This window comes from Microcoleus sp. PH2017_08_TRC_O_A (genome assembly GCF_020738665.1).
Taxonomy (GTDB): domain Bacteria; phylum Cyanobacteriota; class Cyanobacteriia; order Cyanobacteriales; family Microcoleaceae; genus Microcoleus.
This window is the reverse complement of record NZ_JAEQCE010000106.1, coordinates 1-18556: the sequence shown is the minus strand read 5'-3', so window position 1 is coordinate 18556 and position 18556 is coordinate 1. Positions and strand designations below refer to the sequence as shown.

Sequence of the window (18556 nt, the reverse complement as noted above, 5' to 3'; positions counted from 1 at the left end):
AGCCGACTCCCTTGGGTGAAGCAGGAAGCAGACCCTTCAAGAGCAATCTTGATTGAATAGTGAGACTTGAGAAAGTTTAGCTAAGTTTTGTGTAGCAGATGTTCATAGGTTAGCTGGTTGTGGGGCGGGTTCAGAGTATCCGCCCCCAAAATACAGGTGTTTTGCAGTTTACCAAACTACCCTACCGTTAATCCTATATCCCAAATTCTTTTTTGAGTTGAGATACCCAAGCTTTGACGCGCGCTTCCGTCATTTCAGATTGGTTGTCTTCATCAATAGCAAGACCCAAAAACTTGCCATCAACCACGGCCTTAGATTCATTAAAATCATAGCCATCTGTCGGCCAATAGCCAACAGTTTCCCCGCCCTGTTCCGATATTTTTTCAGCCAAAATCCCCATTGCATCCATGAAATTATCCGGGTAACCTTCTTGGTCGCCAGTTCCCAAATAAGCTACTTTTTTGCCGCTAAAATCAATATTTTCAATTTCAGGTAAAAAACCTTCCCAGTCGCTTTGTAGTTCGCCGATATTCCAAGTCGGACAAGCGATAATCAGACATTCGTATTCGGCGAAATCATCATTTTCAGCGCGACCGATGTCATGCAAAGTTACGATATCGCCGCCAAATTCATCTCGAATAATTTCAGCTACAGACTCGGTTTTGCCAGTTGTAGTTCCGTAGAAAAGACCAATTGCTTTTGACATTTTTACTCCGAATGTGAAATTTGATAGTGCTTGAGATTTCTGATTTTTGAGTCAGAACTTGGCATTTCTTGCCTGCAATTCAGACAAAACCAGTAAACGCGATTGTGGTTAATCTGAGAAATTAGGGAGTCAAGGCAGCAAGGACACTGTTTTTTCATCTACTTAAAGTTGAAAATTCATCAACCAAGCTGAATCACTCATATCGGGGTCTGGTTCGCAGTCAATTAGTAACAAATTCAGTGTCGTTGTTACTTTTAGACTGCGCGGGATGCCGGCGGGTACAAACACAAATACTCCCGGTGTTAAAGTGACTGTTCGATCGCACACCGTGAGAGTTCCTACTCCTTCTAAGATGGCTATGGTGACATCTTTGGAGCGATCGAGGTCGGGTATTTCGGAATTTTGACCCAAACTCATCAGTTTTTGGCTGTCGGCAGGTTGCCCCTCGCTGATTCGCGAGGCTGACGCGGAAACTATTGCTGCTGTCACGGTGATTGACCTCCAGGTACTGTTAACTTCCGGTACTTATTGCAATTTATATTCAATAAGCTACCATGCAATTCCTGTAAAATATCAATAATTTAATATTAAGATTTGTAACAGAAAGCTGGCTATATGGGCTATAGTGGAAGAGAATACAGCCTTAAATTTAGACAGAGCGGTGGTTTTGGGCGATGTAGCGGGAATGGGCGATCGGTAAAATTACAAAATAATTGCAAATAATATGCAATTGTGCCTAAAAAAAATGGGGCGGGTTGTAGAGGGATTTGGTCGATCGCACAAATCTCTCTACAACCCGCCCCCTAATCACAACAGTCAACTATCAACAATTAACCGACTAATTCTTCGCCCCTACCCCAACATACATAATCGATCTATCCTCATTAATTTTGATTTTAAACAACCCAGACTTTTTGTAATCCACATAGTTAGCGATATTAGAGATTAGCACTTGAGAAACTTGTTGGAAACTTGCCGGAGAAGGAAATAGTTGCTTTCCACTTGTAAGATTTTCCCAAAAACCGTGCATCTCGCCTAAAACAGCCCCCATTTCTCCAAACATATCAAAACCTTTAATTTCAATCTTGTCGAAACCCGTATCCCGCATTACCGCAGACAGTTCCTCGGGGGTAATAAACTTTTCCCAATCGTGAACGCCTCGTTTAATTTCCTGCAATGTATTTTCCATCAGTCCAATCATCACAACTTGCGAGGAAAAAGTTCGGTTGATTGTATCGAAAAAGAACACTCCCCCGGGCTTAAGAATTCTGTGAACCTCTGACACAACTTGTTTGTAATCGGCAACGTGTTCTAAAACATCCACGCAGATTACTACATCGAAGGTATTGTCCGTGTAGGGCATATTTTCGGCAAAGCCTTGTCTGTAGTCTATCTCGAAACCGCTAGTAACTGCGTGATTCTGGGCTGCTACAATACATTTGTGCGATCGATCTATTCCCGAAACCACAGCGCCCCTCTCGGCCATAAACTCGCAGGAAAAACCGCCGCCGCACCCAACATCTAAGGTTTTCAGCCCTCGCCAATTGGTCGCGTGTCTGTCGAAAAACTCAAATCTGGGTTTGTTTAGATGGTAGAGAGCATAGATTTTAGCATTTTCGTCCCACCAATTATCAGCATTTTCATCGTAAAATTCTAAATCGTTTTTTACTTCTGTTTTCTGCACGATTTTTTTAGTCCTGATTAGTGGAAGCTCTAGCAGCAGTTGTCAATCGCCACAGTTTTTTATTATAATAGTTTTGGCATAAAATTCAATCTGATGGATCGCGTTTCTATTATCATCCCAACCCTGAATGAAGCGACTTGTCTAGAACGTACCCTCCGCCAACTCAGCATTCTCAATCCTCCGGCTTGGGAGGTTTTGGTGGTAGACGGCGGCAGTCAAGATGAAACAGTGGCGATCGCCCTTACTTCCACAACCCGTGTTATTTTTAGCAGTATGCCGGGCCGTTCCGTGCAAATGAATTTAGGTGCCAAAACCGCCACAGGCGAAATTTTGTGCTTCCTCCACGCCGATACTCTAGTTCCCGACGACATCGTAACAGTCATCCAAAACACATTATCCGATGCCGAAATTGTCGGGGGCGGGTTTATCTCCCTGATGGCTGGTTCGCAGCACACAAGATGGGGTGTTTCGCTGCACAATTACCTTAAAACTTACTACGCGCCGCTGTTATTTCGACCTCATTTGTTTGTTAAAGGATTGCGCCTGCTGTTTGGGGATCAAGTTATTTTTTGCCGGCGTACAGATTTTTGGGAATGTGATGGTTTCGATGCCACGCTGCCAATTATGGAGGAGGCGGATTTGTGTTTAAAGTTAGTGCGACGTGGTAAAATTAAGTTGGTTAATCGAATAGTGCAAAGTAGCGATCGCCGAGTGGCGCATTGGGGCGAATTGAAAGCAACTGCCATCTATCTTGCGATCGGTTTTTTGTGGGGGTTTGGCGTTTCAGCGAAGTATCTCAAGCAGTTTTATGAAGACATTCGCTGAAACACAAAATCTGATTAAATTCCCAGAATGTACTGGCTGTATTTTTTGGGCAAAACTTTCTGCAACAGGTAAATAATCGCCAAACAACCGCACAAAGTCCCTGTCACTAAAAAGCTGAGCTTCAGTAGCGGATGTACGGGATCGATAAATTTATAAAACACTAACAATACATATTGCACGACAGTTGAATCCAGCAGATATATCGGGAATGAATACGCAGCCAAGAGTTTGACTAACCCCGAAACTCTACTGGGAAGTGCGATATTTTTAGAAAATGCGAGGATCGACAAGACGAACAAAATTGCGTATCCTTGGGCAGATAGTTTAAAAAACGAGCGGAAAAACCATCCCTCCGCCGTAACTCCGCTGAGCAGGTAATATTCCCAAATACTCGCTAGATAAAAGAGGACTGTTGCTCCTAAAACTAGCATTTTTCTGCGTTCGAGAACTGGTTGAATTTTGTCATAGGCTGCGCCCAAAAATAGACCTGTTGAAAATGGTAAAATCCAACTAAAAATCCAGCGCTCCATCAAAGGTAGAGGTATTGATATGTATTTGAGAGCGCTCAAGTAAAAGAATATGGTAAAAATTGTTTGAATTGTTAAACCCAATCCCAAAACTTTGATGGGTTCTAAAAATCGTGATTTCACTAGCAGCCACCACCAACCGTAGCATTGAATAATTACAACGATGAAATAATAGGGAGGCATCACGGAGCCTGTCAGAATATTTCTGAGCAATGACAGTAAATCTATTTTTTGGAGTGAGTTCCAATTATTTAAGATGTACAAAGTTACTGACCAAAACAGGTAGGGTGGTATAATTCTTGACAGTCTTTTTTTGACTACCTGTCCGGGATTATTTTGATTGTCGAGTTTGTTAGTGAGGAAAAAACCGCTGAGGAGTAAAAAAGCTGGTACGCAGAACAGTTGAAATGTATCGATGGAGACAAACAAAATTCGGCGATCGCGAAATGCCGCAAACCCAGCATGAGTAATCACAACACTGACTATGGCTAAAGCTCGGATCGAGTCAAATTCCGCAAACCGATTAGAAGCTTTTTGCATGATAAAAAGTAGATTGCAAAAATTATGGTCAAATCAGAATTTTTCTGCCTGATGGATTTTCACCATAGCAAAAAATGGTATATTTGCTCCTATCTTCACAAAAATTATCAATATTCAAACAAGTCTTGCTATAGCAGTGGACAGTGGACAGTTGACAGTTGACAGTTGCACAGTACGGGAATCAAAGCATTTATGCTTAACGGGTATCGGCTCTATTCATGAGGTTATTTATCTGCTCCCCGCCCAGTAAGGATGCTGGGCCATTTCCCTGCCACTCGATCGCGCGATCGCCCGTAAATTCACAAAATTATCGGTAAGTCACACTTTGATTAAAGCAAGTTAACTAACCGTTGTTGTGATGGATGTGCGACGCAGAAACACTATCCAACTGATCTCGCCCATTGCGGATCACGCGCAGCATATCGCTCAGCTTGTGCTCAATATTATCGAGCACTTGGTCAGCATAATCGTCGGCGCCATTTTGAATTTCCTCGCATTCAGCGATCGCCCTGGTTCTCATTTCTTCCAGTTCCTCTTGAGCCTGGTAGCGAATTTGTTCCACTTCCGCCAGCGTCGCCTGCTGAATTGCTTCGCAGTCGAGCAAAACTTGCTGTCGCAACTGATCTGCTTCTATCTTCGCCTGCTGTAGCAGGCCCATATCGTTTAAAAGTTCTGCTGCTCGCTGTTCTGCTGCTTCTATCACTTCTTGAGCGTAGAGTTGGGCTTCTTGGAGCAGTTCGTCTTTGTGTCGGATGACCGTTTCGGCTTCCCCAAAGGCGATCGGCAAATTTAGCCTCACCAAGTCTAACTGATCGAGCAACTGTTCTTCATCCACCAGAGTGCGTCTGGTCATGGGAATGCGCGGGCTGTCGAGAACAATTTCCTCAAGCCGGTTCAATTCCCGCTGGATGTCTACTCCTGCGGTTCTGGTCTCGTCTCCGAAGGCGGCGGTGTTCTGAGGTGATTCGTTCTCAGTGCTGCGTCCGGTAGTGTCGGGTTCGATGCGATTTGGTTCCTGTTGGCGTAACATTTGTAAATATCTAGAGCGACGTGTTTCGGAACAAGATGATCTACGGAGCCACCAAACTTGGCGATTTCTTTAACTACACTACTACTTAAAAAGCTGTACTCGTTAGAAGTTGCCAAAAAAACTGTTTCAATTTCGCCCAGAAGGGTTTTATTGGTGTGGGCCATCTGGAGTTCCATTTCAAAATCCGTTAATACCCGGAGTCCCCGCAGCAGCACTTTGGCTTGTCGAATCTTAGCATAGTTTACTGTCAAACCCTCAAAACTGTCTACTTCTACGTTTGGCAGGTGTTTGGTAGAGCGCAGGATCTGCTCAATCCGTTCTTCTACGGTGAACAGAGGGGTTTTGCTGGGATTTTTGACTACGGTAACAATTATGCGATCGAACAGTTTAGATCCCCGCTCGATAATATCTGCGTGACCGAAGGTAATGGGGTCAAAGCTGCCTGGATAGATTGCAATCACTTGTTTGGCGGGAGAGGGGGAGAGGGGGAGAGGGGGGAGGGGGAGAGGGAGAGAGGGGGAGAGGGGGGGAGGGGGAGATGGGGAGAGGGGGAGATGTGGAAAACCTTCCTTTTTCCTTCTGACTGTCCACTGCCCACTGTCAACTGTCAACTGTCCACTGCCCACTGTCAACTGTCAACTGTCAACTGTCAACTGTCAACTGTCAACTGTCAACTGTCAACTGTCTTCTACTTTTTTAGCGAATGAGCTTTGTAGAAAGTTTCGAGGCTTTGCCTGTCGCCCACAAACCGCCAGTGCCAAGGCTCGTAACTGACGCCTTGGCGATTGTTTTTGGGGAAGGACATTTCAAAGCTGAAAGCGGTGGCATTGGCTTCTAGCCATTTGAATGCTTGGGTATTTTCAAAGCTGGGACTGAGGTTGGTATCGGGGGAGGAACCGTCACCAAGGTCGATCGCATAACCGGTATGATGTTCGCTATAACCTGGAGGAGCGCTAACTTCGGCTCGCTTGCTGGCATTTTGCCTGCGTTCAGCTTTTACATCAAAAAATACGTGTTGTTGGTCGTCTACGGATCGAAAGCCTGATATGGGAGCAAAATAGATTCCTGATGCGGCGGCAGCGTTGGCCATTTCCTGATATTTTGCTGCTGCTGAAGTGCGGAGTTTGATGCTACCGTCGGAGGTGACATTTACCAAGTCGGCGGCTGGTGCTTCTGGGTAAGGCAAGTGTCCCAGCAGGTTGTCTGGGGTGGCGGCTTTTGAGTTGGTAGCTGGACTCGGGGCAGTTCCAGGGGCCAAAGTCGCTGCTGCTGGGTTTTTTTGAGTTGGCTGTGCCCGACTGGTGGCTGGGAAAAAGTTAAAGTTGAGGTGCAGCCAGATGCTGACGCCAAAGGCGACTGCGGCCAATCCTACCAGTTTCCAAATCAGTCCTTTTTTCTTGGACTGACTCCCTCCTGCTTCTAGATATGGGTGGTCTCGTACTGCTTCTGGAATTTCGTCAGCGGCAAGCTCGGAGGCTTGCGGGGTTTTTCTCGACAGACTAGCGTTATCCAAGCCAGCTCCACTCCTGCACTTCAATAAGGCTCAACGTTACAAATTGTATATCTATCTGGGCGATCGAGCAGCTACAGTTGCCGTTGAGAATATACATACATACGATCTCTTCCTGACTCCGCCCTGTCCCATCCGCCAACTCTCGAATCTTTTACTTGCGATCGCGGGTGCGATGTCGCACTTGTTGACGCTGGTGGTGTTGGTTTATTTTAAGTGTAATTTGTTACTGTTTCACAAAATCTCACAATATTATCTGCGATCGACACATCAAACATCCGCGCCAATTCTAGCAGAGCGCCGATGTCAGCCATTGATCTGCTGGGCGATCTGCCAGATCGATCTGACGTAACGCTGAATTTTTATCTGGTTTGTACTTCCATAAAGTCGATCGCACTTGCTCGTAAATTATCCTACGGGCGATCGCCCAAAATCAAACCTTAGCAACCTCCACCAACACAACATCACTAACAGAACCTTTCTCTTCCCGTTCATCCTCGGCAACCGCAACAGATAACTTCAATCCCAGAGTATTCAGCCAATTAGCCAAAGCATAAATTGTCGCCATTCCATTCTGTGACAGCAAACCATCTAATTTTTCCAAGTGCAATTTAGCGTCATCTGCTGACATATTTGGTTCTCCAAGAGCTTCAAATACCTCTTTCAAAGCTGATGGGAAAATCCCAACATCCAAATCTCCCTCTTCTTGCTCATTCAAAAACAGCGTGAGGTAGCCCGCTGCATATACTGAATCTTTAAGCTGTTCAATCAGAAACGGATGGTAAGGTACACTTTTAACCATTGTCTTGACTCCTGTATTTAATCCAATATTTCTTTGCTTTACGAATATCTTCGTCCTGAGTGCTTTTATCCCCTCCACACAGGAGAAGCACTATAGTTGTTTCTACTTGTCCAAAATAGACCCGGTAGCCTGGACCAAAATTAATTTTCAATTCCAAGACTCCTTCTCCCACTGGGCGGTAGTCTCCAAAATTACCTGTACTGACTCGCTTCAATCTCACATTAATCTTGAGTTTAGCTTGAGAATCCCGCAGAGCATAAAACCACTCATCGAAAGGAATCTGACCGTCTGACTTGACGTAACGCTGAATGTCTCTGGGTTGTACTTCCATAAGTGCGATCGCAACTACTCGTTTATGATCATACGGGCGATCGCCCCCAATCAAACCTTAGCAACCTCCACCAACTCAACAGCACTAACAGAACCTTAACCCTTATTCTAGCGACGATCGCACCCCAATCTTGCAGCCGCCCGATCGCCCCTTGACTTCATGCGCTACAATTATTAAGAAATCTTTAGTTAAATCCGTTTAACGTCCCAGACGCATTATGAGTCTTCCCATTCGCAACGTCGCCATCATTGCTCACGTCGATCACGGCAAAACCACCCTTGTGGACGCTCTTCTCAGACAGTCCGGGGTCTTCCGCGAAGGGGAAGAAATCCCAGATTGCGTCATGGACTCCAATGATATCGAGCGCGAGCGTGGCATCACCATCCTTTCCAAAAATACCGCCGTCCGATACAAAGAAACCCTGATCAACATCGTCGATACCCCCGGACACGCCGACTTCGGTGGCGAAGTCGAACGAGTTCTCGGCATGGTAGACGGTTGTTTGCTGATCGTAGACGCCAATGAAGGCCCGATGCCGCAAACCCGGTTCGTGCTCAAAAAAGCCCTGGAAAAAGGACTGCGCCCGATCGTATTTGTCAACAAGATCGATCGCGATCGAGCCGACCCCCACAAAGCCGTCGATAAAGTTTTGGATCTGTTCCTCGAACTAGGCGCTGACGACGATCAGTGCGAATTTCCCTACCTCTTCGGTTCCGGCTTAAGCGGTTACGCCAAAAAACACCTCGAAGACGAAGGGCTAGATATGAAGCCCCTGTTTGAAGAAATCCTCGACCACGTACCACCCCCAGTAGGCGACCCCAACAAGCCGCTGCAACTGCAAGTAACCACCTTAGATTACTCCGAATACGTCGGTCGCATCGTCATCGGCCGCATCCACAACGGCACGATTAGAATCGGTCAACAAGCAGTCTTAATCACCGAAAGCGGCGCGCTTGTCAAATCAAAAATCAGCAAATTGATGGGCTTTGAAGGCCTGAAGCGGATTGATATCGCAGAATCTTCTGCTGGTAATCTTGTCGCCGTTGCTGGTTTTGCTGATGCCTATATTGGCGAGACAATTACCTGTCCCAACGACCCGCAAGCGCTGCCTTTAATCAAGGTAGACGAACCAACTTTGCAGATGACTTTCTCTGTGAACGATTCGCCGTTCTGCGGTCAAGAAGGTAGTTTGGTAACATCGCGTCAAATTCGCGATCGGCTAATGCGAGAACTCCAAACCAACGTCGCCTTGCGCGTCGAAGAAACCGAATCTCCCGACAAATTCCTCGTATCCGGTCGTGGCGAACTCCACCTCGGAATCCTGATCGAAAATATGCGTCGCGAAGGATACGAATTCCAAGTATCCCAACCGCAAGTAATCTTCCGCGAAGTCGGCGGTCGTCCCTGCGAACCCTTTGAATGTTTAGTCTTAGACGTACCCGAAGAAGCCGTCGGTGGCTGCATCGAACGCCTCGGTCAGCGCAAAGCAGAAATGCAAGATATGCACGTCAGCAGCACCGGTCGCACCCAAATCGAATTTTCAGTCCCCGCCCGTGGTTTGATTGGATTCCGAGGCGAGTTCATGCGCTTGACTCGCGGCGCCGGAATTATGAACCACAGCTTCCTCGACTATCGCCCCCTCGGTGGAGAAATTGTCGCCCGTCGCAACGGAGTATTGATTTCCTTTGAAGAAGGAACTGCAACTACTTATTCACTGAAAAATGCTGAAGACCGCGGCGTATTTTTCATTACCCCCGGAACCAAGGTTTACAGAGGGATGATTATCGGAGAAAACAACCGAGATGACGACATGGAGCTGAATATTTGCAAGTCGAAGCAGTTGACAAACCACCGCGCATCTGGCGGTGAAGAATTGGCACAATTGCAAGCACCAGTCGATATGAGTTTGGAACGTGCTTTGGAGTACATCGGGCAGGATGAATTGGTGGAAGTAACACCGAAATCAATTCGCTTGCGGAAGGTGTCTAAGAAGTTAGTCAAACGCTAAAACAAATTAAGGGCGGGCAAAATTGCCCGCTCTTAGTATCAACTTCAAACTAATGTATTTAAAGGCAGTATTAATTTTTAACGCAATCAAAAATAGGTAAAAACGATGTCAACAGTTTATCGTTTAAAAGCCAGCGAACTCGATTTTAATTTTTTAGAACAAATTAAAGCGACTTTTGGAAATAAAGAGATTGAAATAATTGTCTCAGAATGCGATGAAACCGAATATCTTTTGAAATCGGAAGTTAATAAAAACAAACTGTTGAAAGCTATTGAAAATCTTAAAGATAGACAAAATTTAGTTGAAGTCGATCTACAGGATTTGTAATGAGCAGAAGAATTATTTTTGAATCTTCTGCTTTTGCAGATTTTAATGAATGGGCAAAATTCGACAAAAAGATTTATCGCAAAATTGTAGAATTGATTAAAGATATAGATCGATCGCCCTTTGAAGGATTGGGCAAACCTGAACCTCTCAAATACGAGTTAAGTGGTTTTTGGTCGAGACGCATTGATAACGAACATCGTTTGGTTTACCAAGTTACCGATCAAGAAATTGCGATCGCAGCTTGTAAGAATCATTACAGTGAATAAAGCTTTAAGCAATGTAGGAATTACTCTTTTTATCAATTTACTAAATGCGATCGCTCTCAATCTTCTTGCTGAAGTTCTTCTATTATATCAAGTACCTTTTGGTGATTTTCTTCTTCTCCCTGGACACGATATAAATTTTTAGCATGGTGAAAATCGACATCTGCTTTTTGGGAATAGCCCAATTCATAGTGGACAATGCCTCGGTTTAGATAAGCTTGGGCAAAATTTCGTTCAAGCTGAATTGCCTGGGTGTAATCCTCAAGCGCTTTCTCTTTGTTCCCCAACTTAGAGTGAATAACTCCCAAGTTGTTGAATGTTTTAGAATTATTGGGATTCAGCCTAGCTGCCTGGATGTAATCTTCAAGCGCTCTTTGCAGATCGTCTAATTTCAAGAAGTAGACATCACCTCGATTATTCCAAGCAAGGGCATCATCAGGATTTAGTTCAATTGCTTGGGTGAAATCTTTAAGCACTTCTTCCAGATTGCCTATCTCTACATTATTAACACCTCGGTCATTGTAGGCTTGAGCATAGTCAGGATTTAGTTTAATTGCTCGGGTGTGAGCTGCCTGCGCTCCTTGATAATCACCTAATTTAGAAGAAATAATACCCAGGTTGTTGTGAAATATTGCACAATCAGGATTGAGTAATATCGCCTCTTTGTAATCCTCAATTGCTCCTGGATAGTCCCCTAGTTCAGCACGAACAAGAGCCCGGTTATTGTAGGCATTTGCATAATGAGGGTTGAGCTTAATTGCTCGACAGAAATTTTCAATTGCTCCATGAAAATCTCTTTCCTTAGCCTTGTTTATTCCCAGTTTATCGTAATCCTCAGCACATATAGGAGAGTGCGATCGCACCCTCTCGACCACAACCTCGTCACAAAAGTTGTCCAGCACTTCCTCAACTTGCTCAGGTTCAGCATCTTGAAAATCAGAGTTACTCTGTTGTTTTTCCTCTGTCTCAGTTTCAGTGAGTGGATTAGCAATAATATCTCTCCAATCTAGCCCTAGCCTTGTACAAATCTCTTCAAAATTTAAACGGTCAACTGGTTCAGGTTTAAAAAAACGACTAACAGTTGAGCGAGCTATTCCTAACTCTCGCTTTAAAGCAGTCTTATTTAAACTATTTCTGACTAAAGCTTTTTCTGCTTTTTTAATGCCTTCTGGAGATGCCTTTATTCCTCTTATAGCCATAGCCTGACTCCAACACTTATGGCTATTGTAACTGAACGAATGAAAGTCAGACACAAACTCAGACAGAAAGTCGGACACATCAGACAGTTTAGCCGGTCACAATCTCAGACACCGACCCTCGAAGCTAAGGAGGTAGTGATTCACTACTGAAAACTTAGCTGACGGAATTAATCATGTACAACAATAATCTGCACAACAAAGCCGAATTATCCCAGCAACTACCGCCGCTTTCCCAAAAACAGGAATACGACTTCCAAACTCAAAAGAAAGTAGGAAAGACAGGAGAGGCGATCGTAGACAAGTGGTTGCAGATTCATGGCTATCGCATTGAGGATGTCTCAGATTTGCCACAGTATCAGAAAGCAGGTATTGACCGCCGACTAATTCGCCCAAACGGTTCAACTGCAACTGCTGAGTACAAGACTGATATAAAAGCCAAGCAAACTGGAAACTTGTTTTTTGAAGTTTTTGACGATCGCAACCGTCCCTGTTGGGGATGGACTTCGCAAGCGGATCTCTGGATATTTTTCATTCCCCAACAGGAGATATTGGTCGTCGAACCTGGTAAATTCAGGTTGTTAGTTTCGCAGCAACACCCAGAACTCCCGCAGAAAGTAGTACCAAATCGAGGCTACAGTGTAACTGGATTACCTGTTCCATTAGCCAAGGTGCGGAATATTGCCAGTCACGTTTTCAAGTTTCCTGATATTCTTTTCTAAAAAGAGACTCCCTGTTAATCTGGCGATCGCCTACTCCAGGCGATCGCAATTAATTGAGTAATAATACTGAGCAAACGCTAATTGGGCGATCGCTATGTTTTAATAAAAAATTGAGCAAAATCCAAACAAAGCCAGCCATGAGTCCCAAATCCATAGCCGTAATCAACTTCAAAGGCGGTGTCGGAAAGACCACCGTCACCTGGAGTCTAGGAAATATTATATCCCAAGGAACCGACTTAGAAGTCTTGATGTTAGATCTAGACCCGCAAATGTCCCTCACAGAGGCGATCGGGCTTAACGAAAATACGGGTCATTTAGATGATAAGTTTGGTAAGTGGTACGAAAAATCTCTCAAACACCGACTCACAATTTACGACGCCCTCGAAGTCTTTAAAAAAGCCGGACAAAACTTTAAATTTCCCGTTGGTTTCGACACCATTTATCAGATTGACGAACAGTTGCATTTTATCCCTTCAGTTGAAGAATTGTATTGGTTAGACCTCGATGGATTTGAGGGAAAAAGTGTTAAAGACTTCATCCGCCAGTTCAGTGGCAAAATCGCTAACTCTCCCAATCTCCCCAAATACGATTTGATGCTGTTTGACTGTTCGCCTTCCTTCAGTCTCCTCACCTATAGCGTACTTTCTTGCTGCGACTTAATACTGATTCCTGTCAACCCAGATTATTTTGGTTCTCGGGGATTGAGTTTAGTTTTAAACTCGCTCCAAAAACGGATTGAGCCTTACCCGTTTCCCAAGATTGCAGTGTTTATGAATAAAGCTAAAATCTATGGAGGATTGCTGACAAATGAAGTTCAGTTTTACATGAGAGAAGTCAAAAGGCTTTGCGCTGAAATCTCAAAAGACAATAACATAGAAGTGAGATTTTTAGAATCGACAATTCGGGAAAGTGTTGGGCTAAAGCGGGCTATTAATGAGGGAGAATTGCCGCGAGAATTAGTTAGAGAGTTTGAGCAACTTTGGCGCGAGTGTGAGGAGTATCTGAAATGATTAAAAAAGATATGTTGCCTGCTGGCGAGCAAAAAAGCGGAGGGTTGGTTGATGAAATTGGCGAACTTAAGGAGATATTGCGCGAGGTTTCTAAAAAATTAACCAGGATTGAGGCTCAAGTCAAGCGGGGAGGGCTTTCTGCTGGTTCTAAAACTTCTGAATTGCCTGCTGTTGCTGATGTTGAGAAACCTGCTAATTTATCTACTGAAAATGTTCTCGAAGTTTATGAAGAACTGCGCTTGCAAGCTAAGAAGGGTCATGAATTAGAGGTGAGGCAAAAATTGTCGGCTATGAGTGCAACTGATTTGAATTTGATGTGTTGCGAGTTAGGGATGCCGCCCACAAGCAAGAATCCGTCCCGCAAAAAAATGTTCGAGCTAATTATTGGTAGAATTAAGCAGAGTTTGATGCTGTCGCGACATATCGATCGCCAAACACTTTAAACAGTTGACAGTTGACAGTTGACAGTTGACAGTTGACAGTTCATAGCGAAAATTCGAGCTGTCTTTTTTGCTTTCCACTTTCCATTGTCAAGAGGATCAACTAACAAAATGCGTTTGCATAAATTATGGAGGTTTTGCTCGATCGCCCCGATCGCCCTAACACTTGCAATCACCTTGTTTTCGAGCCTTCAGGGCCCTGGGACAACCGCAGCCCAAAAACCAAGCATACTGGCGTTTACAGCTCTCCAACAGCGCGAGAGCGAGGTGAGAAACAGTTTATTTACCGTCAACGCTACCAGTTTAGCCCGCCGCGAACTTGCACCCAATATAGATGTTAGCTATACCGTAGTTTGGTCGCCCAAGGGCGATCGACTGGCTTTCGTTGGCACAGACACGGACATTTATACAGTCAACGCTGACGGTTCCGGGTTAACGAAACAGTTTGCTGGGGAGTCTTGCAAAGCAGCTAATTTTGCAATAGCTTGGTTTTCCAACAGCCAAAAACTTGTTTTTGCCCGTTCCTGCGATGGTTTTACCTCGGATTCTCCCGGCAGTCAATCACTTTATACTAGCGACACTTCGGGTATTAAAGGAACTAAATTAGTTCGCAATTGGGAAGTAGGAGGACAACCGGCTAAAACAGAAATTTCATCAGAATTCTATCTTTCTCCTGATGGTGAACAGGTAGCCTTTGTTAAGGATAAAAATATCTACAAAATGAATGCCGACGGTTCGGGCATGACTAAATTAACTCAAAGTCCCGGCGAGTACACATCGGGCGGAAGCGAACTTGTTTGGTCTCCCGATCGCACAAAAATCGCTTTTTTCTCCGGTACCTATCCCCAACAGCAAGTTTACACGATTAATGCCGACGGCACAAACCTCAAAAATTTGACCAACAACCCGCAACATCAAGTCTACAACGTCAAGCTATTTTGGTCGCCCGACAGCAGCCGGATTGCTTACTATCACGGGAAAGCGGGCGATTTGAGCGGGGAAAAGCAGGATATTTGGGCGATCGACATTAACAGCGGAACCGCCAAAAATCTCACCCAAAAACCCCAAAACTACGATGCACTTTCCTGGTCGCCCGATGGCAAACTTATCGCCTTCACTGGCGGAGACTTCAACCAGCAAAAATTATACACAATAAATGCGGAAACTTCCCAGCTAAATCAACTAGCTCCCCGCCTAGGAATGTCTGGAATTTCTGAATTAGCTTGGTCTTATGACAGTCAGCAAATTGCTTTTACTTTGAATGAGAATACAGGTAACAAAAGTAATTTGTATGTAATTAATCGCGACGGTTCGGGATTAAATAAATTGACCAGCGACAAGGATTTAAATGCTGGGAGTCCTGTTTGGAAACCACAGTAAAATTACAATTTATATCATGTCCGTTGAAACTACAACACTACAAATTTTTCTGGACTTACACAAGTCGCATAACATTGGGGTTAATTCTTAGGTATGTAGTTGCGCTTCAGCGCTCTTGTTAATTCTCGAAAATAGCGCTGAAGCGCAACAACGTACCTTTGCATAAGATTAGGGTTAATTCTTAGGTATGTAGTTGCGCTTCAGCGCTCTTGTTAATTCTCGAAAATAGCGCCCAAGCGCAACAACGTACCTTTGCATAACATTGGGGTTAATTCTTAGGTATGTAGTTGCGCTTGGGCGCTCTTGTTAATTCTCGAAAATAGCGCCCAAGCGCAACAACGTACCTTTGCATAAGATTAGGGTTAATTCTTAGGTATGTAGTTGCGCTTGGGCGCTCTTGTTAATTCTCGAAAAGAGCGCTAAAGCGCAACAACGTACCTTTTTTGTCAAATTGGAGCCGATGCAATAATCTTTTTCTCCTTAAATTGCTGGTGAACTTCCAATTCATGTCCCTCAAGTTCCTGGTGTTTCTCATCCTGCACCTGTTTGTCAATTTTGGGCAACTTTAAAATCGCCCCAGCCAAAACCCAGTAATACACACACACTGGATCTACATCCAGCGGATAGTATTGAGGATAGATGCTAATAAATCCCACAAACACCCAAAAACTAGCTCCGTAACTCCGCAAACTTTTGTCCTTGACAGAACGGTAAGCTCTAAAAGTTAGAAAAGCCAAGTGTAAAAGCATGATTTGAACAGCAATCATTCCCGGATAACCGAGTTCGTACATCAACTTAGGTTGGAAAGTTTCAATTAGCTGTGTAGCACCAAAGATCCGCGTTGAATTAGTCGCTCGTCCCACACCTCTACCAAGAGGTCTGTCAATGATAAAATTGTTGCTCTGCTCGAACTGATTAAAAATAAACTGTTGGGGCGGTGCAGCGTTCCAGCGGTTAACAAAACTATCCCACCGCTGTTCGATTATTCCTGGGTTAATTGCTGCACCGACAAAGAGCAGAATTGCCAGTCCTGCACCGATGGGAATAAATCGTTTTAAGTTAACTAATTGACCTGTAAGAATTAGCAGGATGGCTGTGGCAACTGGAACCATAACTAACGCAGCTCTTTGACCCGAAATAACTGCATTTGCAAATACTAAGGCCATGCCAAATAAACTGATAACTCTCCACCAGAATGAAGGATCGCAAAAGGCAGAGGCAAAGGTTAAAAAAGCATTAGAAATTAGAAACCACGCCCACTGCCAAGGTGCGACAAATGTTCCCGGCAAGCGGATAAACTTGACTTCTGGACTGAATACCAAAGAACCGCCGACAAAACATCTAGCTTGCAGAGTTGCTTTATATAATTCTTCTCCAATCATGCCTCGGGTACCCGCACATTTTCCGCTTTGCAGCAAGAGGTACTGAATCAAACCGAGAATGCAGCAAACGATCGCCAAAACTACGTGCATTCTACCAAAAAACACCAAATCCTTCTTAGTGCGGAGCAGATAATAGGTACAAGCAATCAGCGGTATGTAACCTATCAATACTTTTAAGCCGAGAATTCCTTGTAGAATTGGTTTGTCACCCTTCATCGGGTTGAGCTGCATCTCCCCGTTGACAAAAATTAAAGTCAGCATTGCCATCATCAACAGGATGCTGAAGGTAGAAAGCATTTGTTTGGGAATGAACAGAGGCAACTGTTTCTTTTTGCAGCTTTGAATGAGGGCGATGAGGGCTGGTATGTAGAAGGCGTCTTTGGCTACTTGAAATGCAGCATTCCCGCCACCAATTGCGTAGGTAACTGTACCGCTTAAAGGCAGGTAAATAAAAAAAGCCCAGAAAGCTGGACGGGGGTATTTGTAGGAAAGTAGCAAAATGGCTATGGCGGCGCCTCCGGCAATAGCAATCTTAGCGCGAACCACGAACAACAGGATGATGCTGACAGCAACACTGATTAAGCAGCTTATGACGATCGCCTGCGCTAATTCATTGCGCTTTTGTGAAGTTTTGCGTTTTTGTGCCGCTATTTCTTTTTTGCTGGACGTTGTTGTTTTTTCGCTGGGCTTTTGTTTGGACTTCTTAGATTTGCGCTTGGTTTTAAACATAACTGATAAAAGGCACTTATGTAGAAGGCAGAAGGCACTCACAGGTAGAAGGCAAAATGTATATCAGAAAAAATATTGCGGTAGATGTGGTTACTTATTCTTAACGTCCTAAATGCGGAAAAATTGGGGTCAAGATGCTGGGTGCGAGGCGGGCAAAACTTACACTCGCGACCTTGTAGAATATAACTGCTGCATCTATAATATACAAATCTCGAAAGCATAATTTTAATCGATCGCTCAAATCGATCGCAGAAACTGGATATGAAGTTAAACAAATTGGTATCGATCGGCATTGCCCTAGTTGTAGGAGCAAGCGCGAGCATATTATCTAGCAGCAGTAGAGCATTCGGGGCCGAAAAAGTTGTCCTGACATTTGGCCCGATCCGCCAAGCCGTCAATATCAGCGACTTAGAAGACTTTGCTAAAGATGGCACGACGACGCCAACCCTCAAACAAATTATCGGGTTCTCCAAAATGGATCCAAAAACATTGCAGGGGTTGATCGGTTTACAAATCGGTTTAAAGCCAGCTAATCTCGCCCGGATAGTTTACAGCACCCCAGGCGAAAAAATTACTGATGAAATTGGTCAAGCTATTCGGACTCAGCGCCGCACAGAAGGTGGCAAAGCCATGCGGGCTGCGCTGATTCTGGCAGCCGGCGACGATGGTAAGGTGTCGCTGTTGGAAATCTTGAAAAAGTATCCTCTCCCGGAGGTTTACGTAGATGTTGCCAGCATTGCTGCGACTGTTGGGAAAATTCAGGGTTTGGCTGGAAATATGGGCACCCTACTGCAAGATTCCAAGGGCGAGACAAAGGGCACAACTCAGACAAAATAGCACTGAAAGTTCGATCGCACAGGTTTGTAGTGAGGACTAAAGTCCTCAGACTTTTTTGGCGGACTAAAGTCCGAACGATCAAACTAAGGAATGAAAATTAAATAATACCATTTATCTAAAATTGTGCAACACTCTTCGACCCCCCCTAGCCCCCCCGCTGCTTTGCGGGGGGGACAAGAATACTGTTGCATTCTTTTTTTAAATTGGTATAACTTACAGTTTTTATTGTTCTTGTGGGATGGGCGTCCCGCCCGTCCCGAAAAGACGGGCGGGACGCCCATCCCACAAACTTGTGTAAGTTATTAAA

General features: G+C 44.5%; 21 protein-coding genes. 10 read left to right on the top strand and 11 right to left on the bottom strand.

The window, feature by feature from the left end:
* Positions 1 to 193: 193 nt before the first annotated feature.
* The 3 genes from fldA to ubiG all read right to left on the bottom strand — a co-directional run bounded on the left by fldA (position 194) and on the right by ubiG (position 2390).
* Positions 194 to 706, bottom strand: a complete 513-nt coding sequence (gene fldA, locus JGK22_RS28480) for a flavodoxin FldA (protein WP_293184392.1) — start codon at positions 704 to 706, stop codon at positions 194 to 196.
* 162 nt (positions 707 to 868) lie between these two features.
* Complete coding sequence (locus tag JGK22_RS28475) at positions 869 to 1195, bottom strand: cupin domain-containing protein (protein WP_293184390.1); 327 nt, start codon at positions 1193 to 1195, stop codon at positions 869 to 871.
* 349 nt (positions 1196 to 1544) lie between these two features.
* On the bottom strand, positions 1545 to 2390 hold the full coding sequence (ubiG, locus tag JGK22_RS28470; RefSeq protein WP_293218890.1) for a bifunctional 2-polyprenyl-6-hydroxyphenol methylase/3-demethylubiquinol 3-O-methyltransferase UbiG: 846 nt from the start codon (positions 2388 to 2390) through the stop codon (positions 1545 to 1547).
* 93 nt (positions 2391 to 2483) lie between these two features.
* On the opposite strand from ubiG, the gene JGK22_RS28465 reads away from it, so the two are divergent.
* Entirely contained in the window at positions 2484 to 3215 is a 732-nt protein-coding gene (locus JGK22_RS28465; protein WP_293212974.1) for a TIGR04283 family arsenosugar biosynthesis glycosyltransferase, read from the top strand.
* 14 nt (positions 3216 to 3229) lie between these two features.
* On the opposite strand, the gene JGK22_RS28460 is transcribed toward JGK22_RS28465, so the two are convergent.
* From JGK22_RS28460 to JGK22_RS28445, 4 genes are all read right to left on the bottom strand, one after another.
* The gene (locus JGK22_RS28460) at positions 3230 to 4282 is read right to left on the bottom strand and encodes an acyltransferase (RefSeq protein ID WP_293184384.1); all 1053 of its coding nucleotides are present in this window, start codon (positions 4280 to 4282) and stop codon (positions 3230 to 3232) included.
* Between the two features lie 343 nt (positions 4283 to 4625).
* On the bottom strand, positions 4626 to 5312 hold the full coding sequence (locus tag JGK22_RS28455; protein ID WP_293184382.1) for a DivIVA domain-containing protein: 687 nt from the start codon (positions 5310 to 5312) through the stop codon (positions 4626 to 4628).
* Positions 5195 to 5773, bottom strand: coding sequence for a pantetheine-phosphate adenylyltransferase (coaD, locus tag JGK22_RS28450; RefSeq protein ID WP_293184379.1), 579 nt, complete (start codon positions 5771 to 5773; stop codon positions 5195 to 5197). Before coaD ends, JGK22_RS28455 begins: the two co-directional genes overlap by 118 nt.
* 227 nt (positions 5774 to 6000) lie before the next feature.
* Positions 6001 to 6825, bottom strand: coding sequence for a M15 family metallopeptidase (locus tag JGK22_RS28445; RefSeq protein WP_293190755.1), 825 nt, complete (start codon positions 6823 to 6825; stop codon positions 6001 to 6003).
* A gap of 300 nt (positions 6826 to 7125) precedes the next feature.
* Here JGK22_RS28445 and JGK22_RS28440 point away from each other — a divergent pair, with 300 nt between their 5' ends.
* Entirely contained in the window at positions 7126 to 7266 is a 141-nt protein-coding gene (locus tag JGK22_RS28440; RefSeq protein WP_293190757.1) for a hypothetical protein, read from the top strand.
* Here the strand turns inward: JGK22_RS28440 and JGK22_RS28435 are convergent.
* Together JGK22_RS28435 and JGK22_RS28430 are read right to left on the bottom strand one after the other, a co-directional pair.
* Positions 7256 to 7624, bottom strand: a complete 369-nt coding sequence (locus JGK22_RS28435) for a transcriptional regulator (protein WP_293190759.1) — start codon at positions 7622 to 7624, stop codon at positions 7256 to 7258. The genes JGK22_RS28440 and JGK22_RS28435 overlap by 11 nt on opposite strands.
* Entirely contained in the window at positions 7617 to 7955 is a 339-nt protein-coding gene (locus JGK22_RS28430; protein WP_293190761.1) for a type II toxin-antitoxin system RelE/ParE family toxin, read from the bottom strand. The genes JGK22_RS28435 and JGK22_RS28430 overlap by 8 nt, the downstream gene beginning before the upstream one ends.
* A 217-nt stretch (positions 7956 to 8172) precedes the next feature.
* On the opposite strand from JGK22_RS28430, the gene typA reads away from it, so the two are divergent.
* From typA to JGK22_RS28415, 3 genes are all read left to right on the top strand, one after another.
* Positions 8173 to 9963, top strand: a complete 1791-nt coding sequence (gene typA / locus JGK22_RS28425) for a translational GTPase TypA (RefSeq protein ID WP_293190763.1) — start codon at positions 8173 to 8175, stop codon at positions 9961 to 9963.
* A gap of 105 nt (positions 9964 to 10068) precedes the next feature.
* Positions 10069 to 10290: a hypothetical protein gene (locus tag JGK22_RS28420; protein WP_293206872.1), complete on the top strand. Its 222-nt coding sequence runs from the start codon at positions 10069 to 10071 to the stop codon at positions 10288 to 10290.
* Entirely contained in the window at positions 10290 to 10556 is a 267-nt protein-coding gene (locus tag JGK22_RS28415) for a Txe/YoeB family addiction module toxin (protein ID WP_293206869.1), read from the top strand. The genes JGK22_RS28420 and JGK22_RS28415 overlap by 1 nt, the downstream gene beginning before the upstream one ends.
* A gap of 56 nt (positions 10557 to 10612) precedes the next feature.
* On the opposite strand, the gene JGK22_RS28410 is transcribed toward JGK22_RS28415, so the two are convergent.
* Positions 10613 to 11752 carry a tetratricopeptide repeat protein gene (locus JGK22_RS28410; protein ID WP_293206867.1) on the bottom strand — a complete coding sequence of 380 codons (1140 nt, stop codon included), beginning with the start codon at positions 11750 to 11752 and terminating at the stop codon, positions 10613 to 10615.
* 173 nt (positions 11753 to 11925) lie between these two features.
* Here JGK22_RS28410 and JGK22_RS28405 point away from each other — a divergent pair, with 173 nt between their 5' ends.
* The 4 genes from JGK22_RS28405 to JGK22_RS28390 all read left to right on the top strand — a co-directional run bounded on the left by JGK22_RS28405 (position 11926) and on the right by JGK22_RS28390 (position 15301).
* Positions 11926 to 12471: a hypothetical protein gene (locus tag JGK22_RS28405; RefSeq protein ID WP_293206865.1), complete on the top strand. Its 546-nt coding sequence runs from the start codon at positions 11926 to 11928 to the stop codon at positions 12469 to 12471.
* A gap of 53 nt (positions 12472 to 12524) precedes the next feature.
* On the top strand, positions 12525 to 13481 hold the full coding sequence (locus JGK22_RS28400) for a ParA family protein (protein WP_293206863.1): 957 nt from the start codon (positions 12525 to 12527) through the stop codon (positions 13479 to 13481).
* Positions 13478 to 13924, top strand: coding sequence for a hypothetical protein (locus JGK22_RS28395; protein ID WP_293190806.1), 447 nt, complete (start codon positions 13478 to 13480; stop codon positions 13922 to 13924). The genes JGK22_RS28400 and JGK22_RS28395 overlap by 4 nt, the downstream gene beginning before the upstream one ends.
* 108 nt (positions 13925 to 14032) lie before the next feature.
* A complete protein-coding gene (locus tag JGK22_RS28390; protein WP_293314254.1) occupies positions 14033 to 15301 on the top strand; it encodes a DPP IV N-terminal domain-containing protein in 1269 nt (422 codons plus the stop codon).
* A gap of 446 nt (positions 15302 to 15747) precedes the next feature.
* On the opposite strand, the gene hpsL is transcribed toward JGK22_RS28390, so the two are convergent.
* On the bottom strand, positions 15748 to 17412 hold the full coding sequence (hpsL, locus tag JGK22_RS28385; RefSeq protein ID WP_293184340.1) for a hormogonium polysaccharide biosynthesis protein HpsL: 1665 nt from the start codon (positions 17410 to 17412) through the stop codon (positions 15748 to 15750).
* Between the two features lie 261 nt (positions 17413 to 17673).
* On the opposite strand from hpsL, the gene JGK22_RS28380 reads away from it, so the two are divergent.
* Complete coding sequence (locus JGK22_RS28380) at positions 17674 to 18249, top strand: alpha/beta hydrolase (RefSeq protein ID WP_293184337.1); 576 nt, start codon at positions 17674 to 17676, stop codon at positions 18247 to 18249.
* Positions 18250 to 18556: the final 307 nt, after the last annotated feature.